At 42.9% G+C, this 18,710-nt stretch carries 14 protein-coding genes; 5 read left to right on the top strand and 9 right to left on the bottom strand.

What is annotated here, in order from left to right; translation table 11 throughout:
* Window positions 1–2: 2 nt before the first annotated feature.
* The 5 genes from U0033_RS06460 to yiaA form a co-directional block, all read right to left on the bottom strand.
* On the bottom strand, window positions 3–782 hold the full coding sequence (locus U0033_RS06460; RefSeq protein ID WP_072363373.1) for a DUF4249 family protein: 780 nt from the start codon (window positions 780–782) through the stop codon (window positions 3–5).
* Window position 783: 1 nt separating this feature from the next.
* Window positions 784–3,111 (bottom strand): TonB-dependent receptor, encoded by a 2,328-nt coding sequence (locus U0033_RS06455; protein WP_072363372.1) that lies wholly within the window; start codon window positions 3,109–3,111, stop codon window positions 784–786.
* A 115-nt stretch (window positions 3,112–3,226) separates the two neighbouring features.
* Window positions 3,227–4,771 carry an SEL1-like repeat protein gene (locus U0033_RS06450; RefSeq protein WP_072363371.1) on the bottom strand — a complete coding sequence of 515 codons (1,545 nt, stop codon included), beginning with the start codon at window positions 4,769–4,771 and terminating at the stop codon, window positions 3,227–3,229.
* A 24-nt stretch (window positions 4,772–4,795) separates the two neighbouring features.
* Window positions 4,796–5,371 (bottom strand): hypothetical protein, encoded by a 576-nt coding sequence (locus tag U0033_RS06445; protein WP_072363370.1) that lies wholly within the window; start codon window positions 5,369–5,371, stop codon window positions 4,796–4,798.
* 113 nt (window positions 5,372–5,484) lie between these two features.
* Window positions 5,485–5,952, bottom strand: coding sequence for an inner membrane protein YiaA (gene yiaA / locus U0033_RS06440; protein ID WP_072363369.1), 468 nt, complete (start codon window positions 5,950–5,952; stop codon window positions 5,485–5,487).
* 127 nt (window positions 5,953–6,079) lie between these two features.
* Here yiaA and U0033_RS06435 point away from each other — a divergent pair, with 127 nt between their 5' ends.
* Window positions 6,080–7,564 (top strand): hypothetical protein, encoded by a 1,485-nt coding sequence (locus U0033_RS06435; RefSeq protein ID WP_072363368.1) that lies wholly within the window; start codon window positions 6,080–6,082, stop codon window positions 7,562–7,564.
* On the opposite strand, the gene U0033_RS06430 is transcribed toward U0033_RS06435, so the two are convergent.
* On the bottom strand, window positions 7,558–8,190 hold the full coding sequence (locus U0033_RS06430; RefSeq protein ID WP_072363367.1) for a HupE/UreJ family protein: 633 nt from the start codon (window positions 8,188–8,190) through the stop codon (window positions 7,558–7,560). The genes U0033_RS06435 and U0033_RS06430 overlap by 7 nt on opposite strands.
* Window positions 8,191–8,268: 78 nt before the next feature.
* On the opposite strand from U0033_RS06430, the gene U0033_RS06425 reads away from it, so the two are divergent.
* Both U0033_RS06425 and U0033_RS06420 read left to right on the top strand, forming a co-directional pair.
* Window positions 8,269–8,730, top strand: coding sequence for a hypothetical protein (locus U0033_RS06425; protein ID WP_072363366.1), 462 nt, complete (start codon window positions 8,269–8,271; stop codon window positions 8,728–8,730).
* 74 nt (window positions 8,731–8,804) lie between these two features.
* Window positions 8,805–11,078, top strand: coding sequence for a TonB-dependent receptor (locus U0033_RS06420; RefSeq protein WP_072363365.1), 2,274 nt, complete (start codon window positions 8,805–8,807; stop codon window positions 11,076–11,078).
* A 207-nt stretch (window positions 11,079–11,285) separates the two neighbouring features.
* Here U0033_RS06420 and U0033_RS06415 read toward each other — a convergent pair whose 3' ends face one another.
* Entirely contained in the window at window positions 11,286–11,762 is a 477-nt protein-coding gene (locus U0033_RS06415; RefSeq protein WP_072363364.1) for a hypothetical protein, read from the bottom strand.
* A gap of 69 nt (window positions 11,763–11,831) precedes the next feature.
* Entirely contained in the window at window positions 11,832–12,710 is an 879-nt protein-coding gene (locus tag U0033_RS06410) for an AraC family transcriptional regulator (RefSeq protein ID WP_072363363.1), read from the bottom strand.
* Window positions 12,711–12,810: 100 nt separating this feature from the next.
* Here U0033_RS06410 and U0033_RS06405 point away from each other — a divergent pair, with 100 nt between their 5' ends.
* On the top strand, window positions 12,811–13,926 hold the full coding sequence (locus U0033_RS06405) for an acyltransferase family protein (RefSeq protein WP_326980863.1): 1,116 nt from the start codon (window positions 12,811–12,813) through the stop codon (window positions 13,924–13,926).
* Between the two features lie 116 nt (window positions 13,927–14,042).
* Entirely contained in the window at window positions 14,043–15,698 is a 1,656-nt protein-coding gene (locus U0033_RS06400) for a hypothetical protein (RefSeq protein WP_072363361.1), read from the top strand.
* Window positions 15,699–16,081: 383 nt separating this feature from the next.
* On the opposite strand, the gene U0033_RS06395 is transcribed toward U0033_RS06400, so the two are convergent.
* Window positions 16,082–18,685 carry a hypothetical protein gene (locus U0033_RS06395; protein ID WP_072363470.1) on the bottom strand — a complete coding sequence of 868 codons (2,604 nt, stop codon included), beginning with the start codon at window positions 18,683–18,685 and terminating at the stop codon, window positions 16,082–16,084.
* Window positions 18,686–18,710: the final 25 nt, after the last annotated feature.

Here is an 18,710-nt window from a genome sequence, read left to right as displayed (position 1 = left end):
ATTTAAAAAGATTGAGATACCATGCTAACCGCCTCTGCACCAAAATATCCATATGCGCCATTCGATATATTTGATGGCGGATTCGAAGGCGTAGTCGGAGAGGCGCCGCTATTTGCCTGGAGTACATTGAAATAATTATAGACGTTCTTGTCTACACTTGACAATATTACCGTCACAAAATCCCTTTTCTGGATATACGAACTATCCATATACAATTGCTGCACCATCTCATTTCCATCAGTCAGCCTGTCATCCACCGCATAAAAGGCTTTATAAGTTACATTGTTTACCGCCAGTGAAAAAACATAGTAGTTTTTCTCATAGGCCGGGTCCGTAAATGTTACCTGGGGCAGGATCCTGGTTTTATTAAGAATCTTTGTCTGTACAAAATCCAGCTGGTTGATGCCTACAAAATTGGGCATCGTGGAAGATGCTGTATAGGTTTCCCCATCAACCGTTACTGTTAGCTTGTAAGTATGCCCCACCTGCCCAAAGAGATTGTTGGAAATATAATAGCCATTTACACCGGTATATTTATAGTAATCCACTCTTCTGGTATTACTATCCAATACACTAACTGTGGCATTGACCACAGGAGGGTATTCATTATTCGCATCAAAATCAACGGTTTTATTGATCCTTATATAATAAGGCCCTCCTGAATTGGTAACATTCCCCTGGATGACTATTTTCGGCTCAGTTGACCGCAACTTTATATCAAGCGTCTTTGTACAGGCAGACAATAACAGGATGATGAATATAGCGGTGAATATCGTCTTCATACTAGAATGCGAAATTATAGGTGATAGAAGGTACCCAACGGAAAAGCGCTGTTTGCTGCGCGATTGTCCGGTTTGGATTTGCCGGGTCATTTTTAAACTCTATGAAGTAGGGATTTTGTTTCCCATAGGCGTTGTATACTGCAAAGTTCCAGTCACTACTCCAGCGCCTTCTTTTCTTTCCAGCTATGGTCAGCCCAATATCCAGGCGATGATAAGCGGGCATCCGGTAGCCGTTTCTCTCTGTATACAGGAACACCGTCTGTTCATTGATTTCGTATTTTCCACTTGGGTAGGTGACTGCATTACCGGTATTGTACACCCAGTTCGCAGAAAGGGTTACTTTCTTACTCAACTGGTAGATGGTTACAATAGCCAGGTTGTGCGTCTGATCCTGGTGTGCGGCATACCAGCTCCCTTCATTGATCTTCTCTATCTGCCGCTCCGTGCGGGATAATGTATAACTGATCCAACCTGTCAGTCTGCCGGCTTTTTTCTTTAGAAAAAGTTCTACCCCATACGCCCTGCCTTTCCCATATAGCAGCTGCGACTCTACGTAGTTATTGACTGAGAGGGCAGCACCATCTTTATAGTCAATCTGGTTTTGTAATTGTTTATAGTAAATCTCCGATGAGAATTCATAACGACCTTTACTAAGATCCCGGTAGTAACCCAATGACACCTGGTCTGCTATTTCCGGTTGTACATTCGGACTGCTCAGGATCCAGAGATCTGTGGGTTGCGTGGAGGCAGAGTTAGTGATCAGGTGCAGGTTCTGCGTATTGCGCGAATAAGCAAATTTCAATGAGCTGATACTATCCAGCTGGTAACTTGCAGCTGCGCGGGGTTCAAGATTGATGTAAGTCTTTACCAGGTCTGCTGCATCATATTTAGTGGAATCAGCAGGATCTCCCTCTGCATTGTATGTATAATACTTTCCGGGACCAAATATATTGAAGACAGACAAGCGCAATCCATAATTAATTTTCAGCTTGCCCCATCCTAATTCATGATTGATGTAAGCTGCGCTTTCCAGCGCATACTTCTTATCCAGGATCTGGGAATTGTAGGTAGAATTCTGACTGGCATCAATAAGGCCAGGATTAAGTGTATGGTGTGTGGTTGTGATCCCAAAGTTAATCCTGTCATCGTTTGACATGAAGTATTGAAAATCTTCTTTCAATCCGAAATCCCTGATGGTGGATTCAATCTTAGTATTGCTTGATTTGTCCGAGATCTCTACGTTGTGATGATAATTACTATAGGAGACTGTGGTATTGGAAAACAAGTGACTGTTGAAATTATGATTTAACCTGAATGTACCTGTTGTATTACCATAGTACAGTGCGAAGTCGTCTGATATTTTCAGGTTGTCTTTCCCGTTATAAAAGGAAATGAATACCCGGTTATGATCATCCAGGTTATAACTCAGCTTGGCATTTACATCGTAGAAGTAAAGATTAGAGTTTTTGACATCTTCGTTTGAAGACAGTTTCAAAAACACATCTGCATAACTACGACGGGCACTGATCATAAATGAACCCTTATCTTTTACAAGCGGTCCTTCCAGGTTCAGGTGAGATGAAATAATGCCAAGTCCGCCGCTACCGTGGAATGCCTGGTTGTTACCGTCTTTGGTCCGGATATCTACTACAGAGGAAAGGCGGCCACCGTATTGAGCTGGCATGGCACCTTTATAAAGCGTAAGATCTTTGATCGCATCTGAATTGAAGGTAGAGAAGAAACCTAAGAGGTGTGTGGCATTATACACCGGCACTTCATCCAGCAGTAACAGGTTCTCGTCGATGTTACCACCGCGCACGTAGAAGCCGCCGCTGCCTTCGCCGGTTGTTTTAATACCGGGTAGTAGTTGTATGGTTTTGATGATGTCCTTTTCCCCGAGGAATACCGGCACATTTGCAATTTCGGCAGTACTAAGTTTTTGTGTACCCATTTGGGCGCTGCTCAGCCTGTCTTTTGAGGCCTGGGAAGTGATCACGACTTCTGAAAGTAGTCCGCTCGAAGGGCTCAACGAAACATTGCGTACAAGGTCTTTCGCCAGGGGAATAGATATTGTATCCGCTTTATATCCTGTATAACTGACGACGAGGGTATAGGTGCCTTCAGGTACCACGATTGCATAGAATCCGTAGTTGTTGCTGGTGCTGCTGTAGTTGGATTGTTGAAGAACGTGTATAGAGGCACCGATTAAAGTCTCGCCCGAAGTTTTATCGCGAATGATGCCGCTAATGGTGAATTTATGCTGGGCTATGGCTTTGATACTTGTTAGGGATGAAATTAGCAAAGCCAGGACAGCCATTATTTTTCGCATAAAATAGGTTCAGTTTTGCAGGTATGGAAGTTTCCGGGTGTTGTGTAAGTTAGTATTCATATTGTATAAGGAATGTTAAATTTAACCAGGAGAACTAAATGTTGAAAAAGCCGGGTTATGAATGTAGGTCATCCGGTATTTCAAGCCCTGCTTTTTCTGCTGCAGCAATGTGTTCTTTTGCGAGGGCATTGTCAATAAAGCCTTCTTCAAACAGGTAGATCCGGGCCAGCTCGATATGGCTGTCATCATAACCATTGTCTATCGCTGTATTAAAGTATTCTATAGCCCTTGCGATGTCTCCTTTTTCTTTATACAGGAATCCCAGCCAATCGTAGTCCGGTTCTCCCAATGCTGCTGCTTGGTGATAATGATACAATGCCTGTTCCGGATCATTTTCATATAACAGCAATCCCAGGTTATTATGGGCCGAAGCCATACCATCTTTTGCGGCCAGGTACAGCAGGTCAATGGCTTTTTCTATATCAGGCTGCGTGCCTATTCCATGCTGATAACACAGGCTCAATCCATTGATCGCATTGGTATTCCCTGCAGCAGCTCCCTGATCATACCAGTAAAATGCCTGTTCATTATCTATATAGCCATCTACCATGTAATAGATAAATGCCAGGTTGTTCATGGCATAAGCATATCCTTTTTGGGCAGCCAGTGTGTAGTAATGTATTGCCGAAGTGTAATCATGCCTGTTATAAGCATCTACCCCGATATTATACAATTCTTCTACCGGTGTATAGGCATCTGTTATCATATCCCCATCAGGGGTATTCGCATATGCCAGCAGTTTTTCGCGTACTTCCTCATCATAAATATCATTGTTCGCCTCTTGTTGCACAAGGGATTTATTGGCTCTTGATATGCCGTATTGATCTATGAGATATACTTCGGAACCTTTGAATGCCCAGGCAAAGCCTGGAGGAATGGCTTTATGTATGATGAGGTCGAACTGCTCTCCATCTTCTGCAAGACTATAAGAACCGTCCTTTTTTAGTATGAACACATCGTCATGCAGGTGTTCTATTTTCTCGTATTTAAAATCTATGAGCAGGGTTCCATCTGCTGCCAGCAGCCCCCATTTTCCATTCCTTTGGGTGATGGAAGGTGCTTCTTCCCTGGGTGCTGCCTGGTAGATAGGCCCCCATCCATAATGATAATCAACGTAGTTCAGGAGTTCGGAGAATGACTGGAAAGCCATGCTGACGTGTTTGAGCTTGTTGTAAGACAGCAGGGAAATATCGTTATTGTCGATAGCACTGGTGATAATGGCATTGTTATACGCAATATCTGCCTGCCAGACAGCCGCCTGTTGCGCAGGCGGGATCTCTTCCATATTAAACACCTGCCTGGCATCCACGCTAAAATAGGGATATTCCAGGCCGTCCAGGTATTTGAATAGTTTGTTTTTAGATGCTATGAAGTGGGGTTTGTTATGAATGATCAGTTTTGTCGCATCCAGGAAATTGTAAAACCTTTTTATGTTTTCTATGCCGGGTCTGGCATCATAGTAAAGTATGTCATTGTCAATGAAGCCTCCGCTTATAAGCAGGGGTTGTAAAAGAAGGGGCATTTCATATGCCCTCTCCATCATGATAGTATGATTGCCTGCTGGGAAAGTAGTGTTACTTAAATATACGCTTTGCGACATGTTGCAAAGGTAAGGTTTGTGGGCTTACTGGATGGTAAAGATCAGATCTTCATAATCATGCGCACCTACCAGTACGGGTATATTGGCCCAGGGAGCTTTACCCTTGTTAGTCCTGATGGTTTTTAGCGCAAGTTCCTGCAGCCTGAGTATGATGAGATATTCCTGGAGCTCACATGCCTGCCGTAATTGATCATCGCGGTAGCCTTCGGTTTGCATGTATTGCTTATTGGTTTCCTGCAAAGCTTCGAAGCCAGTGATGTTGAGCCTTTTCTGTGCTTCGCCACTGAAATCTGCGAGCCAGTCTGGGTTATCGTGGTGAGCGAGAGACTCGTATGCGAGTAAATGCAGGAACCACTGGTCATATTGTATGGTGAAGCTGTTCATCTCCAGGTAAAGGGCTTTTACCTCCAGTTCCTCGTCTTCAGTCATGACAGTATAGAAATAATTGAAATAGGCCGTTAGTGGTCCTGTGAGGTGTAACAGATCTTTGCCGATGATGTATTGGAAGCCGGAGGCTGGCAGTTGGCCAAGCATTGTTTCCGTTTCGTGAATGGCGGTTTCGATTTGTCCTGTTTGGATCAGTTGCTGAATTTGTAGCATGCTGCAAAGAAACAGTATATCCGGGAAATGGGGAGATTTTTCTCCGAAGTGGCTAAATAAATAACCCCACAGCGCTTGCTGGCAACTGTGGGGCTGGGGGCGTAACCGCTACGTTACTGTTCTTTAGTCCCGACCATTTTTGCATCGCGGGTATTTTTCTGAACGGCAATGGCTGAAAACATACTCAGGCAGAATGCCATGGCGTAGAAACCTTTTTCACTCAGCGCCATGTTTGCATTCCATAATCCAATTGTCAATAAAAGCATGGCTGCTATGGTCGCAAACCAGCTGATACCGTAGTAAAGATCCGTAACAGCAATTCCTTCAGCTCTATCCCTGACGGATTTTTGTACGGAGATTACGGAGAACAAGCCAAATAGTAAGATGGTGAGATAATAGCCTTTTTCATTCAACTGCATATTGGCGTTCCATAAGCCAATGCAATAGCTGACAGCGCCGGTTAATAAGGCGAACCAACTCGCTCCTATGAATGCGGCAGTTGGTTTAAAAGGGTTTCTGCCATTCTCCGTTTGTTTTATACTGTATAAATTTTCTTCAGTTCTGTTTTGTAGCGGTTCCATATGATTTCGTTTTGTGATGATGAAACAAATGTCGGGTGTTAAGCAACACCAGAAAAGGCAGATTGTGTAAATTACTGATGATATAAATGGGTGATTTTATACCTTTGGAATATTATTATTTACTTTTATGGACTCATTATCGGAATTAGTTAAACTATTAAACAATGTTGAAAAACAGTCTTTTAAGCAGTTTTTACAGCGGAAAAACAAAAGAGGAGATGTAAAGAACCTGGTACTGCTGGATTTGATAGAAACTGACGATATAAAAGGCATGGAAAAGCTTTATCACCCGGAAAAGAATAATGACGCATACCATGCCTTACGTAAAAGGTTGCAGGATAACCTGCTGCTCTTTTTATCTCAGAAGACCTTTGAAAACGGTCATTCTGATACCTATGATGCGCTTCGCCTGCTGGTGGTAAGTCGATTTTTATTAGAAAATGATGTGGTGAGGGTAGCCTTCAAATGCCTGGATAAGGCCGAGCGACTAGCTGAACAGTCGGAGCAGTTTAATCTATTGAATGAACTGTTGCTGCTGAAACTACAGTATGCCCACCTGCCGGGAGCTGAAGACCTGGATGCGCTGACTGCACGCTTCCTGCAAAACCAGGAGCAGATGCAGCGGGAGGCGAAACTCAATATGGCCTACGCATTTCTGAGGAAGGAACTGAAGGAGATTCAGCTGGAAGGGAAGATTGTCAACCTAACCTCATTGATGATAGCGACCATCCGGAAATACAAAATTGCGACCCGGGATCTCATGACCTATAAATCTGTTTACCAGATTCTTTTTATTGCGAATGAATATGCGGCGATACAACAGAATTATGATTTGATAGAACATTATATTAAGCGGACGAACCAGTTTATACAAACGCAGGAACATAAGAAACAGGCCAACCTCTTTTACCATATATCCATTTTATATTTGCTGGCAAACTTCCACCTGAGGCGTAAGGACTTCCTGCACAGTAGCGCCTACCTGCAGGAAATGATGGAGCTGATGGTGACCGATAGCCGCTATCACGCCCTGTTTTATTTACGTCACCAGTTACTCGCGGCGCTCAACCTGTTTTTTACAGCATCTCCTGAGGCAGCGATTGCAATCCTGCAGGAATCGCTTTCCAATACCAAACAAACGACGAAACCGGAAGATGTGGAGGATTTACGTATCTGTCTGACGATGTTCCTGGCCCTGGTGAATGATAAGAAATGTTTAAAACAGCTGACTTTACTGACACGCACAGATGCCTGGTATGAAAAGAGAATGGGGATGTTATGGACCATTCGGAAGAACCTGATGGAAATAATGGTGCATGCGCAGTTTTCTAATACGGAGCTGGCTATGTCCCGGCTAATCAGTTTCCGGCGGCGGTATAAGAAGTATCTGCTGACGACTGCGGAAGAGCGTGTACTTTTATTCCTGAAGCAGGTGGAAAAATACCTGCAAAAACCTGATGTGGTGTTTGATCCGGGGTATCAAAAGACAGTGTCAGACATGGCTGAGCAGGTAGAAAACAGCGATATCTTTTCCCTGAGTTTTATTGCCTGGCTGATATCGCGATGGGAGAAGAAATCTGCTTATAATGTTGTGCTGACGCTCATTCAATGATAGAAGACCCTTTGCACGATCCAAAAACAAGCAATCATTGCTATGAGGAAGGATAGGGGAATGACAACATATTTGCGGTAATAGGGTGTAGCTGCAAACCATCGGGCAATGAGAAGATAGAAAATCAGGATCACTGTTAGCTGCCCTAATTCAACGCCCAGGTTAAACATAATGAGGCAGGTGAAGAAATGTTCATGAGAGATGTTTAGTTGAGACAGTGAACCTGCAAAGCCCAGCCCATGTACTAAGCCAAAAAGAAATACAATGGCTATACGGAAAGCCCTTAGTTTGGGAGAAAGGATATTTTCCACCGCTACATAAAGAATAGAGATGGCAATTAATGGTTCAACCAGGTTGAGGGGCGGTTGTATAATATGATACATGGCAAGGCCCAGCGTAATAGAATGAGCGATCGTAAATGCGGTTGCCTGCCATAAGATCGGTTTTAATTTAGGGCTTAATAATAGTAAGCCAATAATAAATGCAATATGATCATAACCGTAGGGCAATATATGCTGATAGCCCTCGATCAGGTAGGAGGATGCCAGGTTTGACTTTAACAGCCGGAGTAACTCGCCCGGCTGGATATGCCCCAAAACAATAATTAATTTACCCGCTGATAGCATGATATTGAGCTATAATATTAACTTGCAGGCCGAAAGTATTGATATTTTGACTATTATTAGACATCATTACCCACGATCTTGATCAGAAAGTTATATTGGTTCCTTTTCCTGCGTGACCTGAATGTATCATCGGAGATCCCTTCCGGTGATACGGGTATACCTATGAAATTGAAACTGAAACAGGATCTGTCATTTTTAGTGTTGTTTTCGTATTTCTTTTATGTGTTTTCCCCTTACATCCCATTGATTGCAGATGGCATTGCCCATACATTCTGGGAGAAAGAACACTTAGAGTCAGCCCATCATACTTATGGTAACAACCACGTTGGCCTTGAAATAATAAAAGCTGAGAAGCAGTCTGGCAAAGAGGATACTACAAATAATCAGAAGACAGGCCAGGAAGATCTCTCTCATACCACATCACTACATGTACAACTGGAATTTCCTGCAGGGCAGGTAATTGATAGGGTATATGCCCTGTTCAATGCAGCTACGCTGTCTTCATTCCTGGATATCGATTATCCGCCACCCCGTTTATAGGCATATAATTACTTACACTTATTCTGATGAAGCCATTGGCTTGATCTGTATTTCTATGTCCTATAAATTTTAAAATGAATTTCTTCAAGCTATTACTTGTTATCACGATGAGCATCGTGGTTACTAAATCCATTTTTGCACAACAACAAATTCTTTCCGGGAAGGTCATTGACAGTACAACACATATTCCCTCAGGCGGGGTAACGGTACGCCTGACTCCTGGCAACCTGACAGACATCACTGATGAAAACGGACGTTTTTCTTTTAAAAAAATACCGGCTGAAGCAAAGTTTATTACCATATCAGCAGTAGGATATCAGCAACAATCTTTTCCCTTAAGTGAGTTTAAGCATGGACAGGTGATTAATATGGCCAGCCGGCAAACGCAGCTGACAGATGTGGTCATTACTGCGAATACCGGGAACCCATACAAGGCACTCAGTGAAATGGATATACGGATGAGAGGAGTGTCTAATTCCCAGGAAGTATTGCGTATTGTTCCGGGATTGTTTATTGGCCAGCACCAGGGTGGTGGAAAAGCAGAACAGATATTTCTGCGTGGATTTGATAATGACCATGGTACTGATATTAATATGAGTGTAGACGGACTACCTATCAATATGGTTTCACATGCGCATGGGCAGGGCTATGCTGACAGTCATTTCATTATACCTGAAACGATTGAAAGCACTACTTACCAAAAGGGAATGTATAATGCGGAGAAAGGTGACCTTGCCGTAACGGGGTTTGTAAATTTCAATACGGTGGATGCAATCAGTTCCAATATGGTGAAACTGGAAGGTGGCCAGTATAATACTTACCGTGCCCTGGCAATGATCAACCTTCTGGAAAAGAAGGCGGGTGCTCATAATCGATCCTGGTATGCAGCTTCAGAGTATCGTTACAGCGATAGCTACTTTGATCATGCACAGCATTTTAAGCGCTTCAATTTTTTTACCAAATACCATGACCAGCTTAATGAGCATAACTGGCTGACCCTGACCGCTTCTTCGCTTTACAGTAAGTGGGATGCTTCTGGTCAGATACCGGAAGGTGCTGTGGAGGAGGGAAAGGTTGGTTTTTTCGGACAGCTGGATCCCAATGAAGGTGGAGTTACTGCCCGGACAAATGTGAATATACAGTTACGTACCACCCTGCCTAATCATGACATCATCAAGAACCAGGTTTATTATTCAAGGTATAAATTTGATCTGTTCACTAATTTCACTTTCTTCCTGGAAGATACTGTAAATGGCGATGAGATCAGGCAGAAAGAGGCCCGCAATTTATTTGGATATAATGGCAGCTATTTGCACGAAAGCTATGTAGGGAATGCTAAACTGATCAGCGAAGCTGGTATCAATGCACGTTTTGATGCGACGGAAAATTCCTCATTATCTCATACGATCAATAGATATACGATAGTAGCCCCATTTAAACTGGGGGATATTACTGAATTTAGTGCAGGTGGATATGTAAATGAAACTTTACAGTTGAATGATCGCTTTTCACTGAATGCCGGCTTACGATTCGATCAGTTCTATTATAAATACAATAATAAACTGGAGGAAGATTCGACGCTAAAGGGCGCGGGTGTATATAAGGCGAACAATAATGTGTTTAGTCCGAAGCTGAATTTTTATTACCAGGCAACCGAGAAGGCACAGCTCTACCTGCTTTTGGGTAAGGGCTTTCATTCCAACGATGCCCGTGTAGTGGTGGTGGAAAAAGGAGGGAAGACCCTGCCTGCTGCATATGGAGCGGATCTGGGAACGGTGCTTAAATTGTCAAGGACGCTGTTATTGAATGCGGCATTGTGGTATAGTTACCTGCAAAAGGAATTTGTGTATGCGGGAGATGGGGGAACGGTTGAATTCAGTGGCCGTACACGTCGTGTAGGATTTGATTTTTCAGGGCGGTTTCAGCCACTTGCTGCCTTGTATGTAGATGCGGATGTAAACTATGCACATGGGCGTTCAATTGATGATCCGAAGGGAGGGAACTATATTCCGCTGGCGCCGGTGTGGAGCAGTACAGGAGGAATTACCTGGCAGTTAAAGAACGGGATCAATGGTAGTTTTCGGTATCGTTACCTGGGAGACAGGCCGGCTAATGAGGATTATAGCCTGACAGCAAAAGGGTATTTTGTAAATGACCTGGTATTAAATTATACGAAGGCAAAATTTGAAGTAGGGCTGACAATTAATAACGTGTTTAATGTAAGATGGAAGGAAACGCAGTTTGAAACGGTGACGCGTTTAAGAGGAGAGCAGCCGCTTAATGGCGTTGCATTTACGCCTGGTACTAAGTTTGCGGCTCTTGCGCATGTGAGTTATTTTTTCAGGTAACAAATAAAGAGCTTGTATCAAAAGTAACATGACCCGGATTTAATTCGGGTACCGGATGGAGAGAATTTTTGCTGATGAAATTCTCTTCATCCGGTTACTTTGATACAACCTTACATCATAATTTAATGCGACTAAGTGCTGATTCGAAAGCTCCTCAAAATTAACCTGAACCGGCACTTGTTACAGGTTTTCGAAATTTTTAGCTGGTCAAAACAGGTACATTATTAAAATATAGATCACTGCAAGAGGTACTATAACGGTTCTGGCTATTTGCCGGTACCCGACATAGGCACCAAAATATTCCGCCATCGGGTTTATGCATAAGCAGCATACAAAGAATCCCCTTATCATTAAGGGGAGCAGGAAACCACTGATGCTGCCATGTCCGGCAAAATAAGTATAGGCCATTCCTGCATGAATGAGCAAGGAGAAGAGTTGTTCAGCATAAATGTAGATCCAGCCCCAGAGTTTCTTTGGTTTTGATAGTTTATAGAACGCAAGGGGAATGTAGTACAATGAAAAGAATTTCAGGAATAGGTAGAGGCTGAAATGGCAATTCTTGCATTGAACATAATCGACTACGATATGAAGTGTGTTGGCGAGGTTCCATGCGTAAAAAATGACAAGGAGAATCAGGAGAAATTTAACCCAGATAATGGGGTTTTCTTTTTTAATAGTGTTCAAAGTTCTTCGGTATTAGGTACAGGTGATGAGTAATAAAGATAATTAATTGCGGTGTTTAAAAAATAGATTTCAGATAAGGTGATCCTGGCATTGTAGCCTATAGCCTTTAGGGCTTATGCCCTTTATCTTTTTGAAAGTTCTGTTATAATGAGGTACGTCATTAAAGCCTGCCGCCATTGCAATATCGGCAACCGCCATTGGCGTTTGGCGCAGCATCAGGCAGGAGCAATTGATCCTAAATTCTGTTAGGGCTGTAAAAAACGACCTGCCATGTTCCTTTTTAAAAAAGGTACAGAAAGAGGAACGATTCATGGCAACATGTTTAGCTATTTCGTCCAGGGAGATGTCCCGTTGATAATTATTGACCATGTATCTATTGATCTCCTGCATTTTTGTTGCAACGCTGTCCTTTTGGTACCGGGTTCCTACAACATATGTTTCGGGTGTATCGCCAATGATGGATATAAGCTTTAAAAAAGACGACAAGCGGTCAATACTATTTTGAGACACCATTGTTACCATACATTTTTGAACAGCCATTAGGGTCTCTCCACTGAAGCTAAGGCTTTGTTTGTTTCTTTTTACAGCAGCTACTTTCTCTTGTAATTCAGGAAATACCTGTGCTAAGCCATTTAATAGTGATTCACGGAAAATGATTGTAATATTCTCGATTTTACCTTTTTCGTCATGATCATTTTCACTGAAATACCAGCCATGCGGCATGTTTGGAGGTAAGAAAATAACTTCTCCTTTTGAAAAAATATCTACGGAATCTCCGATCACTCTTGTGCCGCTACCGGTAATAATATAGGATATTTCAAGTTCATCATGTTGATGCAAAGTGATTTGTTGGTTCCAGATGATATGAACATGATCGAAGTAAAAAGATCTATCCGGATCAATGTTTACATGACAATATTTTACATTATTGGTAATTTTCCCCCTCATAATGGCCAAAAATACAAATATTCAACAAGTAAAATGTATAATCCGACAACAAGTATAATAATCGCATGGTTACTTTTGCGACCAATACTTGCAAAATATTATGAATACAGGTCTTAATTTTCTTAAAACAAAAGCTCATTATCCCATATTAGACGGATTACGGGGTGTGGCCGCGCTGATTGTAGTGGCGATGCATATTTTTGAGCCTAATGCAGCAAATTCCCACGAGATGATAATCAATCATGGATATCTGGCAGTTGATTTCTTCTTCGCATTATCTGGTTTTGTAATTGGATATGCCTATGATGACCGTTGGCCGAAGATGACGATTGGCACATTTTTCAGACGGCGTTTAGAGCGGCTTCAGCCCATGGTAATCATGGGTATGTTGATTGGTGCGGCACTGTTTTATTTCTCTGATTCTCCCACCTGGCCACTTATTCATACCGTTCCTGCCTGGAATGTATTATTAACTATGTTGCTGGGTTTTACATTGCTTCCCATGCCTGTTTCTATGGATATACGCGGATGGCAGGAAATGCATCCGTTAAATGGTCCGGGATGGTCATTGTTTTATGAGTATGTGGCTAATATTCTTTATGGATTGGGGCTGCGTAAATTATCCAGGTCCGCTTTATCGGTACTGGTAGCGATATCCGGAGTGGGATTGGTATATTATACGCTGACTTGTAGAAGTGGAGATGTGATAGGGGGATGGTCATTAAATAAAGAACAACTCACCATTGGGTTTATTCGTTTATTCTACCCATTCTTTGCCGGCTTGTTATTGTCAAGAATTATCAGGCCTGGTAAGATCAAACATGCATTCCTGTTGAGTAGTTTACTATTGGCTTTTTTGCTTTGTATGCCAAGAATAGGTGGAAATGAAGATGTATGGAAAAATGGGTTGTATGAATCCCTGAGCATTATCATAATGTTCCCGTTGATCGTCTTTATCGGGGCAAGTGGAAATATGGAGGGAGTGCCTGGATCTAAGGTGTGTAAGTTTTTGGGAGACATTTCTTACCCGGTTTACATAACACATTTCCCTTTTATCTACGTATATAGTGGCTGGGTAAGCAGGAACCCTGGTGTAGCATTAGAAGTAAATGTTTTATATGGTGTTTTGACTTTTTTAATAGCGATTGTAGTAGGCTTTGTTACATTGAAATTTTACGATGAGCCGGTACGGAAGTGGTTGAAGAAATTTGAATGAGGTGGTTTGATGGACGAAGGGCAGACGAAGACCGGCACCAGCCTTAATCAATAAATGGGAATGGAGTGGTCAAGGATGCGCAATTCTCCTTAAATTTGCGATATACAAACCACGTTATGATCCATAAAATCAAATTTATCCTTTTGCTGGCTGTTTTTTGCATCCACGCAGATTACAGCGTATATGCCCGGCAAAGTAAAACAAAGCCAGCCGCGGAGCCTAGAATCGTCAATATCGTTAATTTCATCCGGGACATCGAACCCCGGGATGCTAATGTCACTAAAGATGTACTGTATCAAACTGTTGTCAACCAGGTAAAGCTGATGAAACAATATCACCTGGGCGGAACTTTTTTATTGCAATACGATGCGCTGATCGATAAGCGATACCAGGATTTATTAAAGACCCTGCCAAAGAATGAATTTGAAATAGGAGGTTGGTGGGAACTGCCACAGGCGCTGATAGAAAAAGCGGGTATCAAATGGCGGGGCAAATATGCCTGGGACTGGCACTCAGACGTTGGTTTTTCTGTGGGCTATACACCTGCTGAACGAGAGAAGATCATTGACGTTTATTTTGCGGACTTTAAGCAGATATTTGGATATTATCCAAAATCCATCGCTTCCTGGGTAATCGATGCCCACTCACTGAATTACATGTACGATAAATATAAGATCGTCGCATCGGCAAACTGCAAAGACCAGGTTGGTACAGACGGCTTTACTTTATGGGGAGGCTATTGGAACCAGGCATATTACCCCAGCCGATTAAATGCGTATATGCCTGCACAACATGCAGAAAAACAGCTGCCTGTGCCTGTGTTCAGAATGCTGGGCAGTGATCCTATCAGGCAGTATGCCGATGGTAGTACCGTGACCACTCTGGAACCTGTCTATACTCATGCAGGGGGAAATGAACAGTGGGTCAACTGGTTTTTCCAGGCTTTTGCTAATGACCCTTCGCTGGGCTATAATTATACGCAGGCTGGTCAGGAAAATTCATTCACCTGGGAAGCCATGAAAAAAGGCCTGGAATTGCAGCTGCCAATTATTGCCCGTTTGCGGAAAGAGGGTAAGGTTCGCGTGGAGACCATGGCAAAGTCTGGCGAATGGTTTAAAAAGAACTACAAAGTTACTCCGGCTACGACCTTTACAGTAAGTAAGGACCTGGGCAACAGTGATATGAAAACAGTCTGGTACAACAGCCGGTTTTACAGGCTTAACCTGCTTTGGAAAAACGGGGAGTTGCGCATCACCGATATCCACTTGTTCAACGAAACGGTACCTGATAAATACCTGAATGATGTAACGACTATTAATCAGAGTTTCTTTTACACACTTCCCCTGGTAGATGGGTTCCAATGGGGTAAACGAGGGGTGCCGGAAGGGTTTCGTTTAATGAGGAAGGAAGGTGAGCGGGAAGTTCCTGTTCACGGAGGCGATCCGGTCTTTACAAATATAAGCAACACTGCAGCCCGTGCATCCTGGCCGGTGGGTAAGGGTTCTTTCGAGATTGTAATGAATGAAAATTCAATGACTATCACAGGTAAAAAGCATCCGGCGGACGATTGGTTCCTGGACCTTTATGTAGCAGAGGGTGCAAAAACAGCGTTCAGGGAAATTGCGGATAACAGCGCGTTGTATGAATTTGAAGGACATACATACAGGTTAGTAGCAACAAGGGGTAGGATGGAGAAAAGTACTAACGGCAGTTTGTATCGTATTAAACCACAGGATCAGGAAATAGTATTGATGCTGGCAGATCAGAAATGATCTGCCAGTTTGGTATTTAATGCCTGGCAAGGTAAATGTCAGGCATTAAATAAGATAACAAATTGATCGCTGTAGTTTTGCTTTACCTTTACGGTTGTAACAAATGCCGTATTGTATTTTAATATGTACGCAAGGAATGTGCAGCCCGGTTTGCTAAGGATGAAGAAGAGAGGTTCTTCTGAATCAAAGTCATTTGAAGAGAAAGTATGAACTGGCCACCTCAATATACAACGTCTTATGAAGAGGAGCAGAAATTCATTACCTGAGATTTACTCATCAATTCCATAACGGGCATAGTCCGCTCTGGGTAGATTCATTATAGTTTATCATTAAAACGCTAATGAGAGTGTTCATTTGCATTAATTCTCAATGTAATTTTTCCTCTATTTCTTATTGAAATAACTGGCAGAATCTCCCACTTTTTCCAGGATAAATTTCAGATTTTCAACCACCTCACCATCATTGCTCACGCGAATGGTTATGGTTAAAGCCCTGGGCGTTGATTCTACTCCCAGCGTCCTTAATTGACCAGGATCTATCCTGACGGTATAAGTTCCTGGCGCTAGCCCTATATAGCTGAAGAAACCATCGGTTTCTGTCATTGTTGTGGCTACAAGACTCTCATCTGCCCGGTAAAAATTCACCTTGATACGACCCAGGCCTTCGGGTTCGCCATCATTTTTCAGCAGCACATGGCCGGAAGCTTCACCTACGACTATAACAGGTATTTCAACGAGCTTTATTTGGTTAGGTTCAATAAAAACACTGATAATAGGTTTGCTTATCCGCCAGGATATATTTTCAAAACTGCTTCGGCTAAGGTCTATACGCTGTCGTGAATATGCTTCCATATCTGTAATTCCAATACTTGTATCATTCATATGTTGTATGATACGTCCTCCATTTACAGATACACGCAATCCCTGAACGCAGGGTTCGGTTTTATCGTGTCGCCCATTCCCGTTTACATCAAGGAACGCTCGTATCTCTAAACCACCGGTGCCTATCATACTGCGGTTAGACATGGCCGCATATCCGGATTGCGTGTCATAGATGACGCTACCTCTGGCCGATTCAACCAAGGTGGTCATATTATTTCCCCTGGTGGCCGAAAGACCAATGTTACCAAATGAAAAATCGTAGCGGAAACCAATCTGAAAATTATTGATCTGGCTCCTGAAGTTTTTCTCGTACAAAATATTCAGGTATCCATTTCGCCATACGTATTTCCCCACTTCGCAGCGTGCGGACAACAACTTACTTGTAGTATAGGCATATTGTACTTCGGGCATGACCATTACCTGTCCTGGTACACGGAATTTTACACCCAGGTCACTGTAAATAAAAGGTTTATCCTGTCCTGCAAAAACTGCATAGGTAGTAAAGCTTGTGCCTACCCTGCGGATCGATCCGGAAAGCAGCAGTTCCGTGGTTGTATAGTTAGCTCCCGGTGAAATAAGCTGATTAAATGTGAACCGTGTAAACATTGAAAAGCGCCTGGCTAAAACAGGTTTTGAAATCATCACTTTTCGCTCTTCACGGAAATTGTAAATAATGGCTTTCTGACCTTTTTTATACCTTGTATATTGCGCATCCAGCTGAAAGTTGGATGGAGTCCGATAACTTATCATACCACGGGTTCTCACATTGTGTGTGTATTCTCCGCTGAACAAAAGATTACTGGTCATCCGGATGGATGCTGTCGCAAAAGGCATGCTTTTGTTTGCAGGCAACGATGATAGGTACTCCACACCCGAACCGATTGTTATATGCCTGGTCAGGCCATAAAAAGCATGTGTACGTGAAAAGAAGCTATGCAGGCTATCTTCAACAAAACCTGAACTGGAAGTGTATTCAAACTCTTTCTTTGGAAGAAAATTAAATGGTATACTGATGCTTTCTTCAAGAATCCGTTCTTCACCCCAGGGACCATAAAAACGCAGACGTACCTGAGAACTTCCATATACAAGCGGAACCTGGAAGGTATAAAAGCCTGAAGCATCCGCAATTGTATAGTCTATAAGAGCATCGTTTACATATAGTTCTACTGTCCATCCTGGCTCAGTCGTATTGCTGATGGTATAGGATCCGAAAGAACGCCGGTACGTGGAAGGAGTGTTGGTGAGTTGTACACCTACAACAGGGGCGAAAATTGAAGAGACAGATCCGGTAAAGATCTTACCTGCGATCACTTGCCGGAGAAGAGGCTGATCGTTGTTTACATGCCGCCAACGGTAGTACTGTTGGCGCTGGTCAAATGGTCTGATCTCCTTTTCCCCTTTTATATCTTCGGTCATCTGCTGTGCAAAATTATTATAATTGAGCGATACCATAGCATCGCCGCCGGCAATCGTACCGCCGAATCCAAGGTTTACCCAGGTACTGGTGGCGCCGGGTGTGCGCTGATTAGCTATTACTGACCAGTCCATCATACCCAAACGGAAGAGGGAATTGCTGGGCCCAATGAAAGTATCTGCTTTGGTCTCACCTCTCAGGTTACTTAGATTCTGTCGCATCAACTGTAAACGGAGCTCTCTTATCGCAGGAAGCTCGGCCTTGGTAGTCATACGAACAGATAAATTACGGAAGGTAAATTTGGAGGTAAGCCCGAATACTTTGCTGAAATAGTCAAGTCTCATGTAAAGGGTTGTACCTGAACGCAGCAAAACATCCTTACGTAAAGGGAATACCTGGTCACGGTAATGTATCTGGCGTTTTGCCCTGTCTATCAGGTAGGTATCTTTCTCCTGTATAAAAAAGCCAGTGAGAGAATCGCCGGAAGGAGATAGGGTGTTTTTTATCTTCAGAAAATCAAAAAGGTCCGAGACTGAAAGATAGGCTGTATCGCCATTTACCAGCGCAGGTATTTCAGTACCCCCTATGCCCTGCACCACAAGAAATATTGATGTTTCATAAGCTGGAGGTTCTTCTTTGTCCGGTCCATTTTTGCCCTTAGCCAACAGGGAATAGCATAAGGAAAACATCATAAATGCTGCAGGGAAAATTTTTTTT

Source organism: Chitinophaga sancti (assembly GCF_034424315.1).
In the GTDB taxonomy this organism is placed as follows: domain Bacteria; phylum Bacteroidota; class Bacteroidia; order Chitinophagales; family Chitinophagaceae; genus Chitinophaga; species Chitinophaga sancti.
Note: the sequence above shows the minus strand (reverse complement) of the source record. Positions and strands in the feature narration are given on the sequence as shown.